This is a genomic window from Methanosarcina barkeri MS (assembly GCF_000970025.1).
GTDB lineage: Archaea > Halobacteriota > Methanosarcinia > Methanosarcinales > Methanosarcinaceae > Methanosarcina > Methanosarcina barkeri.
Window position 1 is genome coordinate 210,888 of the sequence record NZ_CP009528.1, and the last position, 21,314, is coordinate 232,201.

The 21,314-nt window shown below is 39.3% G+C and carries 14 protein-coding genes and 1 pseudogene; 6 read left to right on the forward strand and 9 right to left on the reverse strand.

Features of this window, described 5'->3' with window-relative positions:
- Positions 1-486: 486 nt before the first annotated feature.
- The 3 genes from MSBRM_RS18615 to MSBRM_RS01030 form a co-directional block, all read right to left on the reverse strand.
- Entirely contained in the window at positions 487-3,717 is a 3,231-nt protein-coding gene (locus MSBRM_RS18615; protein WP_052712638.1) for a tetratricopeptide repeat protein, read from the reverse strand.
- Positions 3,718-3,883: 166 nt separating this feature from the next.
- Positions 3,884-6,544, reverse strand: coding sequence for a tetratricopeptide repeat protein (locus tag MSBRM_RS18620; protein ID WP_052712639.1), 2,661 nt, complete (start codon positions 6,542-6,544; stop codon positions 3,884-3,886).
- Positions 6,545-6,922: 378 nt separating this feature from the next.
- Positions 6,923-7,624, reverse strand: coding sequence for an Ig domain-containing protein (locus MSBRM_RS01030; RefSeq protein ID WP_048120553.1), 702 nt, complete (start codon positions 7,622-7,624; stop codon positions 6,923-6,925).
- Between the two features lie 542 nt (positions 7,625-8,166).
- On the opposite strand from MSBRM_RS01030, the pseudogene MSBRM_RS19875 reads away from it, so the two are divergent.
- The 3 genes and pseudogenes from MSBRM_RS19875 to MSBRM_RS01040 all read left to right on the forward strand — a co-directional run.
- Positions 8,167-8,238: pseudogene (locus tag MSBRM_RS19875) on the forward strand (IS6 family transposase); the annotation flags it as partial.
- 266 nt (positions 8,239-8,504) lie between these two features.
- Positions 8,505-9,026 carry a cob(I)yrinic acid a,c-diamide adenosyltransferase gene (locus tag MSBRM_RS01035; protein WP_048154127.1) on the forward strand — a complete coding sequence of 174 codons (522 nt, stop codon included), beginning with the start codon at positions 8,505-8,507 and terminating at the stop codon, positions 9,024-9,026.
- 84 nt (positions 9,027-9,110) lie between these two features.
- Positions 9,111-9,395: a hypothetical protein gene (locus tag MSBRM_RS01040; protein WP_196298119.1), complete on the forward strand. Its 285-nt coding sequence runs from the start codon at positions 9,111-9,113 to the stop codon at positions 9,393-9,395.
- Positions 9,396-9,564: 169 nt separating this feature from the next.
- On the opposite strand, the gene MSBRM_RS01045 is transcribed toward MSBRM_RS01040, so the two are convergent.
- The 3 genes from MSBRM_RS01045 to feoB are packed head-to-tail and all read right to left on the reverse strand — an operon-like array spanning position 9,565 to position 12,196.
- On the reverse strand, positions 9,565-9,816 hold the full coding sequence (locus MSBRM_RS01045) for a FeoA family protein (protein WP_048120544.1): 252 nt from the start codon (positions 9,814-9,816) through the stop codon (positions 9,565-9,567).
- Positions 9,810-9,977, reverse strand: coding sequence for a toprim domain-containing protein (locus MSBRM_RS20715; protein ID WP_176722181.1), 168 nt, complete (start codon positions 9,975-9,977; stop codon positions 9,810-9,812). Before MSBRM_RS20715 ends, MSBRM_RS01045 begins: the two co-directional genes overlap by 7 nt.
- On the reverse strand, positions 9,974-12,196 hold the full coding sequence (feoB, locus tag MSBRM_RS01050; RefSeq protein WP_052712640.1) for a ferrous iron transport protein B: 2,223 nt from the start codon (positions 12,194-12,196) through the stop codon (positions 9,974-9,976). Before feoB ends, MSBRM_RS20715 begins: the two co-directional genes overlap by 4 nt.
- 670 nt (positions 12,197-12,866) lie before the next feature.
- Here feoB and MSBRM_RS01055 point away from each other — a divergent pair.
- Positions 12,867-13,442, forward strand: coding sequence for a cupin domain-containing protein (locus tag MSBRM_RS01055; protein WP_230628844.1), 576 nt, complete (start codon positions 12,867-12,869; stop codon positions 13,440-13,442).
- A 363-nt stretch (positions 13,443-13,805) separates the two neighbouring features.
- On the opposite strand, the gene MSBRM_RS01060 is transcribed toward MSBRM_RS01055, so the two are convergent.
- Complete coding sequence (locus MSBRM_RS01060; RefSeq protein ID WP_048120543.1) at positions 13,806-14,591, reverse strand: helix-turn-helix transcriptional regulator; 786 nt, start codon at positions 14,589-14,591, stop codon at positions 13,806-13,808.
- Positions 14,592-15,692: 1,101 nt separating this feature from the next.
- On the opposite strand from MSBRM_RS01060, the gene MSBRM_RS01065 reads away from it, so the two are divergent.
- Positions 15,693-15,953 (forward strand): YhbY family RNA-binding protein, encoded by a 261-nt coding sequence (locus MSBRM_RS01065; RefSeq protein ID WP_048120539.1) that lies wholly within the window; start codon positions 15,693-15,695, stop codon positions 15,951-15,953.
- A gap of 641 nt (positions 15,954-16,594) precedes the next feature.
- On the forward strand, positions 16,595-19,366 hold the full coding sequence (gene alaS / locus MSBRM_RS01070) for an alanine--tRNA ligase (protein WP_048154133.1): 2,772 nt from the start codon (positions 16,595-16,597) through the stop codon (positions 19,364-19,366).
- Between the two features lie 264 nt (positions 19,367-19,630).
- On the opposite strand, the gene MSBRM_RS01075 is transcribed toward alaS, so the two are convergent.
- The gene (locus MSBRM_RS01075; RefSeq protein ID WP_048154136.1) at positions 19,631-20,668 is read right to left on the reverse strand and encodes a class I SAM-dependent methyltransferase; all 1,038 of its coding nucleotides are present in this window, start codon (positions 20,666-20,668) and stop codon (positions 19,631-19,633) included.
- Positions 20,669-20,817: 149 nt separating this feature from the next.
- Positions 20,818-21,300, reverse strand: a complete 483-nt coding sequence (locus MSBRM_RS01080) for a hydrolase (RefSeq protein WP_048154145.1) — start codon at positions 21,298-21,300, stop codon at positions 20,818-20,820.
- Positions 21,301-21,314 lie beyond the last annotated feature (14 nt).

Here is a 21,314-nt window from a genome sequence, read left to right on the forward strand (position 1 = left end):
AAATATTCTTGTATATCCTTAAATACAGCTTTTTTGGGTTCTTCCGACCTTCCGCAAATGTCTTGAAGAAAATAACATTTTTCCTGTTATCGTTTTTGGGCATTTGCTCAAATTTGCAATTATTATCTCAACTGAAGCTTCCGGAATTATAGAGGTTAGAAGCTTTCAATGAGGGCACAAAATTGAAATGTGTAAAATATTTCAAAAACACATGCTTGAATAAGCAGGGAAATTTTCAGAAAAAACGATAGCAAGAAAAATTGTGAAAATTGAATGGACATCTGCGGAAAGGCAGGTTCTTCGTTGTTTTGTGTGGATATCCTCATAATGTCCTCATAAAAACCAATGTGGTCTTGAATTGAAAATCATCTTACCCATAGAGAATGGCGGAGAGCCCTATTTTGTAATTTTGTCAATGTTCTTATCAGCAAAGAGATGTTGTTTAAAGTGGCTTTTAGGTGTAATTTCAGGTAAAATAATCAATGATTAACTGGTTGAGGCATTAGTCATTAAAATCTTGAATATTTTATTTTCAATCATCTCAATATATGGGCAATCAGGACCAAATTTGTTCTCAAGTATTTCAAGGGAACGTTCCAATAAAGGTAAAGCTTTTTCGTGCTCTCCTCTCTGATAATAGAATTCTGCTAGATTGTTTAGAGTCATTGAAACGGTTAGGTTTTGTATATCCAAAATCTCATAAATTTCAAGTGCCTTTTGATAAAGGGGAAGTTCTTTTTCGTACTCCCCTCTCTGATAATAGAGTTCTGCGAGATTGTTTAGGGTTGCTGCAACATCTAAGTTTTGCATACCCAAAACCTCATAAATTTCAAGTGCTTTTTGATAAAGTGGTAGTGCTTTTTCGTCTTCTCCTCTCTGAAAATAGAGTGCTGCTAGATCGTTTAGGGTTATTGCAACATCTGAGTTTTGTGTACCCAAAGTTTTTTCCCTAATTTCAAGTGCCCTTTTATAAAGTGGTAGTGCTTTTTTGTACTCTGCCATCTTATGATAGATTACTGCTAGATTGTATAGAATTATTGCAACATCTAAGTTTTGTATACCTAAAACCTCATAAATTTCAAGTGCTTTTTGATAAAGTGGTAGTGCTTTTTCGTGCTCTCCCACATTACGATAGAGTGTTGCTAGGAGGTGTAGGATTATTGCAACATCTACGTTTTGTATACCCAAAACCTCATAAATTTCAAGTGATTTTTGTAAAAGTGGTAATGCTTTTTCGCGCTCTCCTATCTGAATATAGAGTGTTGCTAGAACGTTTAGGGTTATTGCAACATCTGAATTTTGTGTACCCAAAACATTTTCCCTAATTTCAAGTGCTCTTTTATAAAGTGGTAGTGCTTTTTTGTACTCTGTCATCGTATGATAGATTACTGCTAGATTGTATAGAATTATTGCAACATCTGGATGCTGTGTACCCAGCACCAATTCACTGATTTCTAAGCTTCTTTTATAAAATAAAAGCGCTTTTTCATACTCTCCTATCTCAGAATAAAGTACTGCTAGCTCGTTTAGGGTCGCTGCAACATTTGGGTGCTGTGGGCCCAGCACTTTTTCCATAATTTCAAGTGATCTATTATAAAGTGAGAGCGCTTTTTCGTACTCTCCTACATTACGATAGAGTCCTGCGAGATTGTTTAGGGTCGCTGCAACATCTGGGTGCTGTGGACCCAGCACTTTTTCATTAATGTCAAGTGATCTTTGATAAAAATGCATAGCTTTTTCGCAATCTTCAATCTCACGATAGAGTGTTGCAAGATTGTTTAGGGTTATTGCAACATCTGAGTTTTGTGTACCCAAAGTTTTTTCCCTAATTTCAAGTGCCCTTTTATAAAGTGGTAGTGCTTTTTCGTACTTTTTCATATTAGAGTAAAGTGTTGCAAAATCGTTTAGTGTTGTTGCAACATCTGGGTGCTGTGGGCCCAGCGATTTTTCCTTAATTTCAAGTACCATTTGATAAAGAAATCGTGCTTTTTCGTATTCTGCCACCTTAGAATAAACTACTGCTAGATTGTTTAGTATTGTTGTAGCAAATGGGTGCTGTGGGCCCAGCACTTTTTCCATAATTTCAAGTGATCTATTATAAAGTGATAGTGCCTTTTCGTATTTTCCCATATTACAGTAGGATGATGCGAGATTGTTTCTGGTTATTAAAACAGATTTGTGTCCCGGTTCGAGTTCGGTTTCGAGAATTTGAAGCATTTCTTCATATATTGGAGTAGTTAATTGCCAGAACGCTGCTCTGTCGAAGGGACCTGATACAGAAATAAACCATTCACATAATTCTTCTGCTTCAAGTGCTTCTTTTGCATGATAGAAGGCTTCGGTTAGGGCGTTTTCGTGTTCTGGGGTTATTTCTTTGATATCTATATTTTCTAGCTTTTTGCTGTAAAAATCAAGTAGATACTTATGGATATTCTTTCGATCTGTGGGATCATGGAATTCCTTAAGGCTTTTTCTCATCAACTGGTGAACAGAGCATTTTCCATCAGTATCTTTTTTGATAAAGGAAAACTTAATCAGTTCTGAAAATGCGCCAGCAGGATATCCTGAATCAAACTTTCTCATTAATATTTCGAAAAGGGCTCTGTCCCAGGAATTGGGTACTGAAAGCACTTTGAGAGCTCGAATTTCGTTATCATTCAGATATTTCACGAATGTGTTGAATATCTCTTTCTGCGTCTTTCCAAAGTCCTCAGAGACTGGCTGTCTTTTCTTGCTAATCTTTTCATAGGTATCAACAGACAGATTAAGGTAGTATGGAACCCCTTCACTGGCTTTGATAATTACATTCTGAATGTCCTTATTTTCAATACCACAATCTTCTAAAAATTCTTGACAATAACTCTCTGGAAGTTCATCTACTGGATGTTGTTCCAGATACATTTTCCAGTCTTCATCACATTCGGGAACCCATAACAATTCATTTCTTCCACAGATTACCCATGAAACTCCTTTCATGTTTGGAATCAGGTTTTCCCTTATCCATTCATCTTTTTCATGAAAACCGCCTTTATTCCTCAGGCCATCCCAGAGAGCTTCGTAAGTGTCAATAAAGATGTAAGCTTTTGAATTCATACAAGCTTTTGAATTCATACCTAAATAACTTGTAAAATCTGCAGCAAAAAAGCCAGGCAATAATTTCTCTATTTCAGAGGCTTCCATAGCAACAATTTTATTGATGTCTATAGCTTGTTCCTTGAAAAATCTTTTAATGTTCTCGGGAGCATTATTTATAATATCCCAGATCGATCTTGCAGGTCCAAATTCATTAAGGACGTCTATTATTTTACTGACAAATTTTCCTTCTTTAATCACAGGATAGTTCTCTTCTAGCAGAGGAATTTCAGGGTGGAGTTTTTTCCAGTATATAGCATGAGCAATATTGAAAAGGTAAAACTTAGCTTTGTATTTTTCCTGAATCTTGTTTCTCAGGGCGATTAAAAAAGTTCCGACTTCTCTATAAGTTTTTGTGTTCAGATCAATAGCTGCCCAGAGTATTTCGGGATACTCATCATCCAGTATCTTTTGCAATTCTTTCTGCAGCTTGCTTTTCCCGATTCCGGCAATTCCATGATAAAATAGTACGTTGTATTCTAAATTTCCCGAATTCTGGATGTTTTCTCTGAAAGTCTGAATGCAGACTTCCCTATCAACAAATACTCTATCTTTTCCAAAGTATGTTGTAGGACCGATTGGCATGTATATCTCCACAGGCCAGTTTTCCGATCAACTAAGCTTCCGACCTATTGAAGTATTATTCAAGTCGTCCTATATTACAGTACTGAAATCTTTCAATTAACTTCAAAAATCAGACAAATGAAGCTCATCAATAAAAGATCTTGAGACGGCTCAAAATTAGAGAATTTTATTCTTGGTATAAGTAAATTATACCATAAAATGAGTAATATTGACTCCACTTATTTACTAAGTTTCCAGAAGCCAATATCAGATTACTCATCAATTGTAAGAAATAAGGATAATTGAGTCCGAGTCTCGTACTATCGATGATATCCACAGCCCGTTCGAATAGAGGTAAGGCTTCCTCATATTTCCCTATATTCGTATAAAATATCGCTAAGTTATTCAATGTTACAGCAACATCTGGATGCTCTGGTCCTAAAGAATCCTCTAATATTTTGAGTGCTCTTTGATAATATGGAAGAGATTTTTCATAGTGTCTTGCATTATTATAGAGTAATCCGATATTGTTTAAGGTTGTTGCAACATTTGGATGTTGTGAACCCAGCACTTTCTCACGAATATCAAGTGCTCTTTGATAATGTTGAAGTGATCTTTCGTAATTCTCCATACTTGCATAGAGCCCACCGATATTGTTTAAGGTTGTTGCAAAATATGGATGTTGTGAACCTTGTGATTTCTCAATTATTTCAAGTGTTCTTTGATAAAGTTGCAGTGATTTTTCGTACTCTCCCATATAATGATAAAGGCCTGCAAGATTGTTTAGTGTTGTTGCAATATCTGGATGTTGTGGGCCCAACACTTTTTCATTGATATCAAGTGCCCTTTGATAAAGTGGAAGTGCTTTGTCGTAACACCCCATTTGAGAATAGAGTAACGCGAGATTGTCTAGTACTGTTGCAACGTATTGGTGTTGTGGACCCATTACTTCTTCGACTATTTCAAGTGTTCTTTGATAAAGTGAAAGTGCTTTATCATAATGTCCCATTTCAAAGTAGAGTAATGCGAGATCATTTAGTGCCATTGCAACTTCTGGGTGTTGCGGACTAAGCATTAGTTCATAAATATCAAATATCTTTTGATAAAGTGGAAACGCTTTATCATAACGTCCCATCATTCGATAAAGTTCGGCGAGACCATTTAGTGTTGATGCAATATCTGGGTTTTGCGGGTCCAGAATCTTTTCACGAATGGCAAGTGCCATTTGAAAAAGAGGGAGTGCTTTTTCGTATTCTCCCGTACTTTTATAGAGTAACGCGAGATTGTTTAGCGTTGTTGCAACGTCAGGATGTTGCGGACCGAGTTCTGATTCAAGAATTCGCAGTATTTCTTCATACATAGGGGTAATTAATTGCCAAAATGCTGCTCTATAGAACGGATCAGATACAGAAATAAACCATTCGCATAATTTTTCTGCTTCAAGTGATTCTTTTGCATGGTAGAAGGCTTCAGTCAATGCATTTTCGTTCTCTTGGGTTATTGCTTTAATATCAAGATCTTTTAGTTGATTGCTGTAGAAGTCAAGCATGAAATTATGGACTTCTTTTTTCAAATCTGGATCTTGGTAATCCTGCAAGCTTTTTCTCATAAGCTGGTGCATGGAACATTTTCCTTCCTCATCAACGTCCATGAAAGAGAATCTATGCAATTCTGAAAAACTGGTTGCAGGATATCCAGTATTAAATTTCTCGATTAGGGTTTTGAATAATTCACGGTTCCAGTATCTTGGAACCGATAAGACTTTTAGTGTCTCTTTTTCTTCCCTGTCAAGATATTTGACAAACCTACAGAAAATACCTTCTGGAACCTTTGCAAAGTTTCCCGGTGTGGGCTGCTCTTTTTGCTTTATTTTTCTGTAGATATCGATGGAGAGTTCAAGGTAGTAGGGTACGCCTTCACTGCTTTCAATGAGTATATTCTGGATATCCTTTTCAATGATTCCGCACTGTTTTAACAGATCGAGAGCATCTTTTTCTGGAAGTTTTCCAATTTTACGCTGGTCAAGGTAATTTTTCCAGTCCTCATCCACTTCTTCCCAACGAAGGGATTCTTTTCCACAGATTACCCACAGACAAGATTTTTGTATGTTTTCAATAAGTTTTCTGAACCATTCGTCCCTAGAATTAAAACTTCCTTTGTCTCTTTCTTTTTCCCAGAGAGCTTCGTAGGTGTCTATGAAAATGACTGCGGATTCTGAAGTGTTCTGCAGGTGATCCGCAAGGTCATGGGCCAAGTAAACAGGTAACCGTTCGTATATCTCTGTAGGTTCAAGATCCGGAAGTTTTGAAATATCTTCTTTGCGTTTCAGAGCCCATTTTTGGTAACGTTCAGGTAAACTTTTGGCAAGGTTATACACGTTTGGTATCAGGTTTACAGGAACAAATTCGTCGCAGATGTCCAGAACATCGCGAACAATGCTGTCTTCGGAGTAATTTTCTTTTACTAGGGGATTATGAGGGTTGATTTTTTTTAAGTAGGTGGCAAGGGCAATGTCAAAAGAGTTGAATTTGATGCCGTATTTCTGGTGCAACTGGCTGGAAAGAATTTCGAAGAACTTATAAGGCTGCCTGTATTGTTCGGTAGCGAAGTCTATTGAAGTCCATATAACTCTTGTGTGCTGGTTCGATTTGTTGTGTTTTTCGAGCAAAGTTGGAAGTTTCTTTCTAAGACTGGTTTTTCCAATTCCGGCAACGCCATAATATACCAGGATACTGTAGTTTTTTTGGTCGATGTTCCGGAAGGCGTTTTCAAAAGCTTCGATGAACTCTTTCCTGTCAACGAATGGACATTCTACTTTTTCATCAAAATCTGTAGGACAAACTGACACTCAATTCCTCCGAAATTCAGTCCCTTATCAGCTTAAGTTTCCACTCTTTTGAACTATTATTCAACTTGTCATATATTACACTACTGAAATCTTTTAATTAATTTCAAAAATCCAATAAATGAAGCTCATCAACATTCAGAAAAAAAGATAGCAGAAATAATTATGGGAATTGAAAGGACATCTGCGGAAATCCAGGTGAAAACTTGAATTTATTCTTTAATATCCCTGAACTCGTAAAAAAGAAGATTTAGTCTGTAATTTTTAATATTGGTTCTTCGCCATTCTTTATGGACAAAATGATTCTCAATTCAATACCGCATTGGTTCTTATTAGGACATTATGAGGAAATCCACAAAAAACAACGAAGAGCCTTAATATTTATCTAGAGACTTCGTGATGAGCAACCGCTTTTTTGTAAAGCTCAGATGGTAGACTCGAGGATCCATGAAGTTCAGGTGGTTTATAGTTCTTTGGGACAAGGAATGCAGCGACTTTTGTTGCGTATACATCTCGTCCACCCGTATCTATATCGCACTTCCATTTACCATTGCAGTTAATTGTTTTTAATGGATGAGCCCAAGTGGGTTTATTCCACCATCCTAAATTTGGAACGTATATAAAGACAGCAACCCTATAGGCTGAAGTACTTACACCTTTAACTGTGCCTGAAGCGTATCCTGCGGTTCCATAACGTGACACGGAAGTAATTTTTATTTTTGGATTCTCAGCTAATACTGTTATTTTTACTTTCTCAGAGTCTTTTAGACCTTTGGCTTTCGCGCTGAATGTTACAATATAGTTTCCCTTCTGACCAGTTGCAGGTTTCCAGGTAAACTTCCCAGTGCTCGCAACCAACCTGGCTCCACGTGGTAGACCTGTAGCAGAGTATGTTACTTTATCGCCATCAGGGTCTTTTGCTGTGGGAGTAAAGCTTAACGTTTTCCCTTCATAAACTGTTTTACTGCCTATAGGATTAAGTACTGGAGGATGGTCAACAGAAGCTGAGGTAATTCCTGTTGTCATCAACATGAAACACATTAGTATTGCAAAGAAAAACGGTCTATTCAACTTAGTCTTCATTTAACCACTCCTATACATCACGTATAACACAAATTATAACACAAATTATAACACAAATTATAACACAAATTATAATACAAATTATAACACAAATTATAACACAAATTATAACACAAATTTTCGGTCTATGATGTCCGAGCTCATAATTGAGGTTTCTATCATTGTGATATTTCCTCAATGCTCGAACCTAAATCTTCATTCTGGGGTTTCGACTCCAAAATTAGTTTCTTATTCTGGAAAAAGCATTGATCTTCGGATCTACTAAAAAGTTAAGTTTTGTGAACACATATTTCAGAATCGCTTCCGAATGCAGTACTAAAAGAATTTTTAGAAAATTAAGATTCGTATCTGAAAATATTGTGGCTCTTTTTATTCAGTTGATACTATATTATCCGCCTACTATTTTATTGATCTTTTACCAATAATGCTCTTAATAAAAAACAAAACAACAGTAACAAAAATCATCTACATCGCTCAAATACTTATATTTATTCATTATATACAACGAAAAATGACGAAATATTTCATAAAAAGTAGGCCGTCGGCAAATCAAGTACTTGAATTATATTATTGAACAGGATCACAGATCAGTAAAGCGGATAATTTATCGAATGTAAGGCTTTCAGTCTTTTTATATGTCCATTGTTCCGGACCTCAATGAAACTGGAACTGATTTGTGTTCCTTGCACAAAGACGCAATCATTTGTCATACTGAATTTTTAATCATGGCAATATCAACTATGTAAAAATGGACAACCAAAAGCCCTTTTACGGAGAAAAACTAATTTTTTATGGGTTATGGAGATCCTGATACAAAAATAACATATTCCTGCAATTACAATCTTTTTCTGGGGAGAAAGTACACTTCTGAGGGGTTAAATTGGTTAAAGGCCTGGTTTATCTTTACACGAGGGAAGGAGAAGGAAAGACCACAAACGCCTTTGGACTGGCTCTCAGGGCTGTAGGCCACGGGTACAGTGTAATAATTATCCAGTTCATGAAAGGCAGGAAATACATAGGGGAGTACAAAATAAAGGACAGACTAGCTCCGGAATACGAGATCCACCAGTTTGGAAGGGAAGATTTCATAGACTTCAAGAATCCCATGCCTCTGGATTATGAACTGGCGGAAAAGGGCCTCGAATTTGCAAAGAAAGCCCTGAAACGGAAACCAAGGCTCCTGATACTGGACGAGATAAATCTTGCAGCCCACTTTGGCATTGTGAAGACTGAAGATCTCCTCAAGCTGCTGGATGATATTCCGGAAGAAACCACAGTCGTCCTGACAGGGAGGAGGGCTCCTGGAAAACTGATAGAAAGGGCAGACCTTGTAACGGAGATGAGGCTTATAAAGCACCCCTTCGAGAAAAACGTCCTGGCAAGGGAAGGGCTTGAATATTAACTTCTGCAATATCTATTATCCCCAAAATATACGTTTTCTGTATGTGTAATATAAAATCTATGATAATTCTTTATGCCGGCAGAGTTGGAAAACAGTTCTTCTTCTGGGGTGAAAACCCGGCTGAAAAGGAAATCCAGGGTGTTTGGCGGGGGTGAATACCTAAAAACTCAACTGCAAAGCCTTATCCTTATGATTTGGGTTTTGAAAACCTTTTTTCTGCCCTTGAGCTGCTTCTGGGTAGTCCTTCCAAAAAGGCTTGGAAAATTTCCCTTATGGCGGGAAGAAGAGGATTTGCTTGAAGTACTGGAGGGCATTTACAAAGAAGCTTCGCCTTCAGGGATGATGATCTTCCTTGGAGAACGTAAATGAATTAACGTAAATGAATTTTTGAAATCATAAGTAAGATCATAAGTGAGATCATAAGTGAGTACTCTTATGAGTACTCATTCATGAACATTTTTTTATAATTTTCTAAATTAACTACTCCGGCAGGCCTTTCTCCTATGTCATCTTCTTTGCCTTTTCGTTGAGAGGTGAATCAGTAACTAACGTAAATATTATTTGCTATTTCCTTATCAACAGCATATCTTGTCTGGTCAACTTCAAAAAGATACGAAGGGGACCTTCTAAGTAGCGTGATTGGCATGCCTGGAAGGATACCCATAGCTATCAGCTTCTGTAGAATTCCCGGGTTCTTCGTTTCAAGGTGGTCAATTTTTCCGGTTTTTCTGGGTTCCATTGCGCAGAGAGTTATAGCTTTCAGATCAAAATGTGAGTTTTTAGTTACCATTTGAAAAACTTCCTTATGGATTGAATAATCTTTGCTTCTTGTACAAGTTCATATCCGCAGTTTGGACAGCACTGCTTGTTACAGCTGTGAAGTTTTCCGCAGCCGGTGCATTTCGTTTCATCAGCTTTCTCAAATTCATTTCCGCAGAGTGGGCATTTCACAGGTTAACCCCCAGCAGTTTTAACAGGTTATTTACTATAAAGCCTGTAAAAAATGCAAATGGGAAAATGAAACCCGAAATTGCAAGGGCTGTTTTAAAGCCTCTTTCTTTTATTGTCATCATAAACTGGGCTATACACGGCATGAAAAGGGTAAGAGTAATGGCTGCAACTACGAGTTGCACGCCTGTCAGTAATCCTGAGTCATGCATTCCATAAAGTCCCGCTGCCCCGAAATCTCTCCTGAAAAAGCCGAAAAGGAAGACATCAGCTGCATCAGGAGGCAGGCCTATCCAGACTGTTGGGTATTCTATGATTTTCAGGGCGAGGGCAAAAAGGCCTGTTAGCTTGCCTATCCAGATCAGAACACTTGCCAGTACAAATAGCGGCAGAACTTCCAGAAAATACCAGTGCATTCTGGAGTAAGTTTTAACCAGTACGTTCGAAAGTTTAGGTTTCCTGAGAGGAGGCATTTCAAGTATGAAGGTCGGGGCTTCTCCTGGCAGTATTCTGGAAGCCAGGAAGCCTATCAGGACGAACTCCAGTAATATTACTACAGACCAGATAAGCAGGCTCTCAGGGCTTTTCGAAAGTATTGAAAGAATAATGCCTAACTGTGCCGAGCAGGGAATCGCAAGAGCCAGCAGGATATTTGCAATAAGCCTTTCCCGCTTTGTCTCAAGGGTTCGGGTAACCATTGTAGCCATTGTCGAACAGCCAAATCCTAGCACCATTGGGATTACCGCCCTTCCGCTGAGCCCTATTTTCTTAAACATGCCATCAAGGAGCAGGCCCAGTCTTGGAAGATAACCCGTGTCTTCTATGATGGAAAACACAAGGAAAAAGGCTCCCACTATCGGAAGTATAAGGGCAATCGCGTATGTTACAGCCTGGGTAAAAATCCCGTATTCTCCCACAAAAAGGTCCTGCAAAGTCGGGTAAGGTACAAGCGATACGAACTTTTCAGTTACAAAGGGATTTATATATCCTCCAAAGACCGTATTTTCTAGAAAATCAACAACCGTTCCCGCTGCAAATACGCCTACAAACAGATAGAGCCCGAAGTACAGGATTAAAAACAACACAGGTATCCCAAGCAAAGGATGGATGAGAATACTGTCAATTTTCTCGGAAAAACCGAGATTTCTATTCTGTATTTTACTTCCATTTATTCCGGTATCTTCCTCTGCTCTTCTTTTTATTCCAGTATTTTCCTCTGCTCTTCTTTTTATTCCAGTACCTTCCTCTGCTCTTATTTTTTCGACTTTCCCACTACCTTTTCTCTCGATTATCTCAGGTATTATCATTACCTGTTCTACGATTTCGTTTACATGCTCCTGGCGCTTCAGGGTGAATAGGTAGGAAAGAGGAACTTCAGAGATCTTTGAGGCAGCTTCTACAAGTTTCTGAATTTCTTCGGAGCTTTTTTCATGGCTTTCTTCCCCACAATATGTGTTTTTTTGAGCTCTGCGCAGGTATTCAAGGGCTGTTCTATCTTCCTGGAGCAGTAGGAGTGAGATCGCTCTTTTTGAGATTCCGGTTGAGATTTCGGCTGAAATTTCGGCTTCTTTTGCGGGATCAAGCAAACCTTCAACTGCTTTGATATATGGCTCAATTTCTGTACCGTAGTCAAGTTTTTGCTCAGATTTTTGCGCGTCATCTCCAGGGGTAAACTCCGAAATTGCAGTTTTAAGTTCCTCTATTCCTTTTCCTTCTCTTGAAATCGTTCCAACAACTGGAATTCCCAGCAATTGACTGAGTTTGGATATCTCGATTTCAATCCCTCTTTCTTCTGCCTCATCCATCATATTTAGAACAAGAATTAAAGGAAGCCCGGCTTCAAGGAGCTGCAGGGTGAAGGAAAGCATCCGTCTGAGGTTTCGGGCATCTACCACATGGAGGTAAACTGAAGTTTTTTCTTCAAAAAGCAGAAGTTGAGATACTCTTTCTTCCTCACTTATAGGGAGCAGGGAGTACATCCCGGGCGTGTCAATGATTTCATATTCTTTTTCTCCTATCCTTACTTTTCCATGAGTGATTTCAACTGAGGTTCCCGGATAATTGGAAACCAGTGTATAACTTCCAGAGAGGGCATTAAATAGGCTGCTTTTTCCCACGTTAGGGTTTCCTATAAGTATGATTTTCGGAAGCTCTTTTCCTGGAATGCATCTCGTTTTTCCACAGCAGCATTCTCTTTCAGGGCAGGTAACTGGTAGTTTCATACTTTTGCTCTCATATTTAGGCAAACCTAATTTTTAATCTGTTCATATTTAGGCAAACCTAATATTTAAGCCTATGCTAGCAGCATGAAGCTCTGAAGTTTATTGTACAAAACCAAAAGTTTGAAAATTTTTTGACTCATAATAAAGCCTTTAGCCTGAATCTCGAACTTAAATTTCAATTTGAGAGTCTATTTCAAAACCAATTTTTAATCTCACTCTGTAAGATTTTCGGAATCATTTTTCTAAGTCTGTGACTCAATTTTTCCCGGTTAACTAAACATGCATGAGTTTAAGTTCCAATATTAGCGAACCAATGAAAAAGTAATATTTTTGAAAAGGAAATACTATGAAATATATATATCTTGTAATTCTTTTTGGAAAAGTTGAATGGAAAAAATCAATTTTGTGATTGTTATTTTAATTTCGCTAGTATTTATATTTCCACTAATATTATAATTCATAAATATAACTCTTATATTGCATGTATTTGAAATCGCCTTTGTTGGCAAATCCCATGCTATAAAATGAGGATAGAATTTACTAATGTTTATCCTCCTCAAAAGATGCTGGACGATTTATTGATAACGTGAATACATCTGCCAACATCGGTGGATTGAAAACTAACATTTGCAAAATTGAGTGAGTTATAACATATTGGGGGAGTCAACAAATGAGTCTTAAAAAGACACTGGGTATTTTGCTGGCAGTTTGTTTTTTACTATCAATTGCTGCAACTGCAGTAAGCGCTAAAGAACTGCCCAGTATGGCTGGAAAGAAGACATGTGAGGCAGAGGTATGCAAGAAAGTAGATAAGCCAAAAAATAAAATGAAAGGATTTTCTATCGATATCGAAAAGGCCACTTTGGAAAATAACTATTTCCGCAAGGTGCTCTATACCTCAAAGTACAGCCAACTGGTAATTATGAGTCTCAATCCCGGGGAAGATATCGGAATGGAAGTGCATGAGAAAAACGATCAGTTTCTCCGCTTTGAGGAAGGACAGGGAAAGTGCATAATTAACGGTAACGAATATGAAGTCGGTAACGGATCTGCGGTGGTTGTGCCGGCTGGTGCCCAGCACAATGTCATTAACACTTTGAAAACAGGTTCTCTGAAATTCTATGTAATCTATTCACCGCCTGTTCATAAGGACGGCATTATACGCGCCACAAAGGTCGAAGCCGAAGCCAATCCAGAGGAATATGACGGCGTGCCTACGGAATACACTAAGGAGATAATATCATAAGAAATAGGAATAAATGCTTTATATCCATAAAGCACTTTTCTTTTTTATATTTTGAACTAAATATCTGAATTTCTTTGAAAACATTTGTTTGCAGAAATAATGGCTGCGGTTAGTTTTGTATCCTCTTTTTGATCTATTTTTAGGGAGTTTGTACGAGAGATTCAAAAGTCAAATTTTGATTTTTGAGTTAGGCTTAGTAGTCTGCATCTCAGTAGTCTATGGCTTAATAGTCTACAGCTTAATAATCTATGACTTAATAGTCTATGGCTTAATAGTCTACGGCTTAATAGTCTATGGCTTAATAGTCTACAGCTTAATAATCTATGACTTAGTATTCTATGGGTCGACACGTTGCTGTTTATTTCATTTTATTTTCCTGCTCATATCCCTGTAGTATTCGAAAAATTCTTGTCCCCATTTTATTGCCTGTGGTTCGAAACTTATCACATACTGACGGTCAAACCTGCCATTTTCGTTAAACAAGCCCATAGTCATTATTCCGTTAGATATAGCAATTAGCGCGGGGATTTCAATTTCTTTTTTTTCCAGAATGTAAAGACTTGAGTTTTCAATTTTGAGAAATTCTTTTCCTTCTGCTTTGAAATCTTTTACAAGCCGTAAGTATACAGCTTCACTCAAAACAAGGGAAATTTCAACGCCTTTTCGTGCAAGGATGAGAACAAGAGCCGGAAGTTGAGGATGAAAATACGAATAAAACATGTGGATATAGGTTGAGTTAGAAAGGTTTTTTACAAACTCCGGGTTCAGATCAAAAGTATGACTAAGATCCGGTTCTATGAGGCGATAGTTTCCAAGCTCGTTTATCTTATCTACAAGATGGGGTGGAATAGGGGCAAGCTTTCTGTCGGCCCAGAACTCTTCTTTCTTCTCAAACACTGATAGGGTCTCAATCAGGGGTTGCATTTTTTCAACGACGATTTCCCCTATTGCACTAAGCTGGTATATTCCTTCTTCATGTATTACCAGACCCTCTTCTTTTAACTTCTTTATCTGAGGAAGAAGAGCCGTCCTCGGTACCTGAAGCTCCTCAAGTATCTCTTCGATGTCCTTAGGGCCTTCTTTCAGGAGCAGAAGAAAATCTTTTCTCTTTTCTGAAAACAGGATAAGATCAAGCAAGCCGGGGTTCATTTTATAGTCTCCGTCCTGAACTTATGAAAAAAGGTTTTGTTCGCCGGTTCTGTTTTTATGGTTCGCTTTTTTAAATCCTTTATGAGTGCCAGACTGCTAATAAAGGTGTCGAAATTATTTGAAAACTTCGTCCTGTTTCTTTCCAAATTGGGAAAATAGCCATAATTTAACGAATTTATGGATAAAAATCCTGTTATTATCCTTATTTTCTTTTTATCTACTTCATGCGAGTCCAGAATAAATTGATAAGCTCATTTAAGCGAAAAGACAATCACAGAATCCTGAACAAACTTAACTTTTAGCTTATACCTTACTTATTGCTTACCTCACTCATTGCTTGCCTGACTCATTGCTTGCCTGACTCATTGTTTACCTAACTTATTGCTTTCCTAACTTATTGTTTACCTAACTGCAATTATTCAGCCTATCAAAACATGTCTATTGATATTGATTATAGTGAAAACGAGGAATCCGAAAAATAACCTCTGAAAAATGAAGAAACACAGTCAATCGCCAACAATTTAAGAAAATCAAGTTACAAAAATATGTCTATTGAATTTTAATGAAGATATCTATTGATTCTGCTTTATATAGGCTAAATAGTTACACCTAACTTATTGTTTACCTAACTTATTGCTTTCCTAACTTATTGCTTTCCTAACTTATTGCTTTCCTAACTTATTGCTTATATCTATTTGAAAGTTTAATTACTGTCAGTTTTTATAAAATTTAACCTACTGCCGGCATTAATCTAAAACTTAAATTGCTGCCAGTACTAAACTCGGAAGCTGAACTCATTTCCACTATAAATCCGGAGGTTCACCTGACTGCTTTTCGGTTTTCTAGGAAACGTTGATATAGAAGATAATGAGAAAAGGGAGAAGCCTGGATGAATGGTAAATAACTCCAGGTAAGTGACAAGTAACTTCGAGTAAATGGCAAGCAGTTTTCAGAAGTAAATAATCTTTTTATTTATTGATTGTATAATTTCTTTTGTAGTAATATATAATAATGTATATATTATAATAAGGTATAAATTATAATAATATGAATGTTTCATAATTGTCAGAATGAATTTTACAATTAATGTGAGGAAGGTCAATGGAGAAAGAAAAGTTATACAGGTTAAAAGCCGAAGCAAATCAGCTTTCCCCTATTCTTAATGTCGGAAAGAATGGGGTAACGGACACTCTGATTGAGGAACTGAACAAGCAGATAAAAGCTAACAGACTTGTGAAGGTAAAGGTGCTGAAAAGCGCTGAAGAAGGAAAAGACTTAAAGGTTATCGCGGAGGAAATTGCTGCTGCTACGAGATCCACTGTGATAGAGGTACGTGGAAGGACCGTGGTTCTTTACAGGTAAGAATTCTATACAGGTAAGAATTCTATACAGGTAAAACTTCCATACAGGTAAAACTTCCATACAGGTAAAACTTCTATACAGGTAAAACTTCCATACAGGTAAAACTTCTATACAGGTAAAACTTCTATACAGGTAAAACTTCTATACAGGTAAAACTTCTATACAGGTAAGAGTTAAGATGCAGGAATTATCCTTTTCCGAACTCCTATTTTTGGTGAGCCTTTCGAATACAAAGCCTAGCTTTTGTTTAAATAAGAATAACTTCCTGCCTTTTAAATGAGGAATAAGGTTTTTGTAGTGTCTCTGTAATAGGTTAAAGTCTATAAGTATGTAGTTGCTTTAATATAAATTCATTATATATTTCGTTATGTTGGTAAGTTATTTATTCTGCAAAAGCAACATCGAGTTGCAAATTATTCGCACACGATTCACGGGTGTTTCATTATTTCAAACCAGTCCCCGATAATTTATATAAAAGTGAATGAATAAATACACTGAATTACTATATAGAAAGTCAAAATTCCACAGTATATGCACTTTAAGTGCTGGAAGTTTCTTAAAACGGTTGAGTTGGGGTATTTCCCCTTTTGTTTTCAGATAGACCAGGGCAGAGCAAAACCCAACCCTCCGGAGAGATTGTTATGCTTGAAGATGAATATCAACTTGAATTTTTCAAAAATAACGGGTTCGTCCGGAAGCAGTGCCAGTCATGTGGCAAATTCTTCTGGACACGTGACCCTGACCGAAAGACATGCGGAGATGCGCCCTGCGATCCTTATACCTTTATAGGAAACCCAATTTTTTCCAGGGAATTTGATATCTCCCAGATGCGTGAGTATTACCTCTCATTCTTTGAGGAAAGAGGGCACACAAGGATCAACCGTTATCCTGTAGTTGCTCGCTGGAGAGATGACCTTTATCTTACCATTGCGTCCATTGCAGATTTTCAGCCTTTCGTAACTTCAGGACAGGTTCCCCCACCTGCAAATCCCCTAACGATTTCCCAGCCCTGCATTCGCCTGAACGACCTGGACTCGGTGGGCAGGAGTGGTCGCCATCTTACAACCTTTGAAATGATGGCACATCACGCCTTCAATAAAAGGGATCACGAAATCTACTGGAAGGAACATGCCATGGAACTTTGTGATGAACTCCTTACCTCACTTAAGTTAGATCCCTTTGCTGTAAGTTACAAGGAAGAGCCCTGGGCAGGCGGAGGAAATGCAGGGCCCTGCGTTGAGGTTCTTGTACACGGGCTTGAGCTTGCTACCCTTGTTTTCATGGACCTGAAAGCCGACAAAAAGGGTGACATTCTCATCAAAGGTGATACCTATTCTAAGATGGATAACTACATTGTTGATACCGGATACGGGCTCGAACGTTTCGTCTGGGCTTCGAAAGGGTCACCTACAATATATGACGCACTTTTCCCTGGCATAGTAAACGAACTCATGGGGCTTGCAGGGCTTGAGCATGAACTGGATAACTCCGAATATGCAAATATCCTGGCTCAGAATGCTCGGCTTGCAGGGTTTATGGATGTAAGTGAACAGTCAAACCTTCTGGAACTCAGGAAAAAGGTCGCTTCAAGCATCGGAATGACCGTGGATAAACTCTCGGCTATAATGGAACCTGTAGAAAAGGTCTATGCAATTACTGACCATACACGCTGTCTGACTTTCATGCTTGGAGACGGGATCATTCCTTCGAATGTCAAAGCAGGGTACCTTGCGAGGCTTGTAATCAGGCGGACTTTACGCATGATGGATGACCTTGACATCCGTATCCCGCTTTCCGAAATTATGGATATGCATATAAAGGATATGCCGGAGTATCCCGAATTCAGGGAAAATTTCCCGGTCATACAGGACATCCTGGAATCCGAAGAAGAGAAGTTCCGCAATACAATGGAAAGAGGCCGCAGGATCATTCAGAAATCGGCATCTCATTTCAAGAAAACCGGGGAAAAGATTCCTTTATCTCAGTTAACTGAACTTTACGATTCTCACGGAATCCCGCCTGAGATGGCAAAAGAAGTAGCATCCGAAATCGGAGTGGGCGTAGAATTCCCTGACAACTTCTATTCCATTATTGGTGAACTGCATAACAAGGCCGAGGAAAAGGAAGAAGAAGTAGTTCCATTTGCAGACCGGCTTAAACACCTCCCAAAGACAAAGCGCAGTTTCTATGACGAGCCCACGCGCCTGGAATTTGAGGCTGTTGTACTGGATGTCTTTGACAACAACGTAGTGCTGGATAACACCTTTTTCTACGCTGAAGGCGGTGGACAGCCTGCAGATATGGGAACAATCGCTACCGCGTATGCAGTATACAAGGTTGTGGATGTCCAGGTCTACGACGGCGTAATAGTACATACCATAGAGAACCCTGAAGGGAATCTTGATATCCGCAAGGGTGACATTGTCAATGGTAAAGTGAACGAAAAGCGCAGGATGACCCTTGCCAGACACCACACGGCAACCCATATCGTAAACGATGCAGCCAGAAAAGTTCTTGGAAAACACATCTGGCAGGCCGGTGCCCAGAAGTTTGAGGACCACTCAAGGCTTGATCTTTCCCATTACAAGCATATCTCTCCTGATGAAGTGAAGCAGATAGAGCTTCTGGCAAATCGCACGGTTATGGAAAACAAGCGTGTTGTTACGGAGTGGATGTCAAGGACTGAAGCCGAGCAGGAATATGGCTTTGGGCTCTATCAGGGTGGAGTACCTCCAGGAGAAAAAATTAGAGTTGTAAAGGTCGGAGACGATGTTGAGGCCTGTGCAGGTACGCACTGCGTCAGTACAGGAATTGTCGGCCCGATCAAAATCCTGAGGACCGAGAGGATCCAGGATGGAGTTGAAAGAGTTGAGTTTGCAGCAGGAGTTGCAGCCGTACGTGCCATGCAAAAGATAGATTCTCTCCTGGCAGATTCCGCAAAGACTCTGAGTGTGCCTCCAGAGCAGCTTCCGTCAAGTGTTGAGCGTTTCTTTGGGGAATGGAAAGACCTCAAGAAAGAAAACGAGAAACTCAAGGAAGAAATTGCCCGCGCCAGGGTTTACAGGCTGCTGGGAGGAGCTTCCGAGGTTGCAGGTCTCAAGGTTATTGCCGAATTCATTCCTGAAGCTGATTCCCTTGAACTCCAGAAGACCGCTACTGAACTCATGAAATATGAAGACGTGGTATCTCTTCTCGCAAGTGATGCCGAAGGAGTTAAGCTCATTGCATCTGCCGGACAAAAAGCCTTAGGCTGCGGAATCAATGCCGGCAGCCTTGTCCGCGAGATGTCGAAGCTTGTAAACGGAGGCGGAGGCGGAAAGCCTGCTCTTGCTATGGGCGGTGGAACTGACCCATCTAAAATTCAGGACGCGCTTGCCCGTGGGCTTGAACTCGTAAAAGAAGCCTGCAAATAAGTCTGCAAGTAAGTCTGAAAAAAAGAAGTCTACAGGAAGTCTACAGGTAAGTCTGAAGATTCCGGGTTTTTAATTCCCGGCAATTTCTTCTTTTATCTTTTTCTTCCCTTTCAATTGTTTTTCAATTGTTTTTCAATTGTTTTTCAATTGTTTTTCAATTGTTTTTCAATTGTTTTTCAATTGTTTTTCAATTGTTTTTCAATTGTTTTTCAATTGTTTTTCAATTGTTTTTCAATTGTTTTTCAATTGTTTTTCAATTGTTTTTCAATCATTAAAGATAACTTCACAAAGAATTGCAGTCCCGTCTTTTACAAAGAGATGCACGGTTTTATTCCCTTCAAGGCCTTTTTCAACCTCATTCCGCACTTCCCAGTATTTTTCGGGCTTTACTCCTGCCCTGAGTACAACACTCCCGATATTCTTGCCTTTAAGGAATTTATTGATCTCTTTTGGTTCAAAGGGGCAGACCTTCAGTACTAGGTAATGATTTTTGATCATGGACTGTTTTATCAGGGCATCCGAGGTCAATAAAAGCCTTTTTTTGTCGACTCTGAAAAGCTCAAAACCTCCCATAAGAGGCCCTGCCATCTGCACCATGGATTCCACAAGCTCAGGCAGCAGTCCGGCTGCAACTACCGATGGTTCAGGCTCGTAGGCGTTAAGTTTCATTTTGTCAGTTTCCTTTACCTGCGGGAGCCCATATTTTGAAACCAGCCCTTCGCCTGCAGGCAGAGCTACAGCCATGCGGTCATACTGCTTCAGCCCGCCTAAGTAAAGGGTTAGGCGGTTGAGCTGCCCGTCCAGCGAGATGTATTCTTTTTCGCAGTCAAAAGGAATCCTTTCAGGCGGCATCTGGGGCGGAGCTTCAAAAGCAAAATTTCGGGTTTTTTCGCCGTAAGCAGCCAGTACATTCGGAATGCCAGGCTCAAGGCTTGAGACATGCCTTTCGCTTTCTTCGGCCGGGCGGAAGGGGTCAGAAAAGATTACGTCAACGGCCGGGATCTGCTCTATGACTTTTGGGTCAAGGGCGTCCCCGCAAATGAATTTCACGTTGTCAAGCCCGTACATTGCGCAGTTCTGTTTTGCATACTCGATTTTTTTGGGGTCGATTTCCACTGCATACACGAACTCGCACTGCTGGGCAAAAAAGACGGTTTGCCCTCCTATCCCGCAGCTTATGTCAGCCAGAACTTTACATCTCAAACGCTGCGCCCTGTAGCGGGCAATGGGCTCAGGGGTCGCAAAGCGCAGGCTTTCCTTATCCCCATGCAGGGGCTTCTCAAATTGTTTTCTCCGTGCCACGTCGATCAGGAGTAGTAGATAGTTTATGAGATTTAAAGACGACTGAAAAAAGAAGATTGTAGAGCTTCTGCTCGCTACGCAAACGCTCGCTTTATCCGCGTTCTGTCAGGAGAATACTGGCTAAAAATGCAGGTATTATCACTTTACTTTTATTCAACTTCGGAAATTATCACGACGTAGTTTTTTCCGTATTTTTCGGCACAGGCCGGACAGGTAGTATACCACATGTACCATTTCTTGATTTCCAGGCCCTGGCTTTTTGCGTAGGCTTCAAAGTCCTGGCACCATTCTCCTGTTTTTTTAAAGTCTCCCTCATAGACTTTGCTCAAAAATTTCCCGCCCAGGGTTACGTTTTCGGCACCGTCTACTTCTTTATCAACAGCCAGATAAATATCCATGTTGCTTTCTGAGGTGTGGTCTGACAAACAGAGCCAGTCCGGCATTTCTGCGCCTGCTCTGGCGACTTTCTCGTTCATCCGCGTGATTACCTCTCCAAAATTCAGAGGCATGTAAAACTGCGTGGTAACCGAGTCCTTGATGAACCTTTTATTGTTCCATTCAAACAATTTTCCGTCCCAGGGAGTGGGGTCAAATCGAGGACAACATTCAGGAGTTTCGAGGTTGGTGGTCATAATTTTTCACCCTG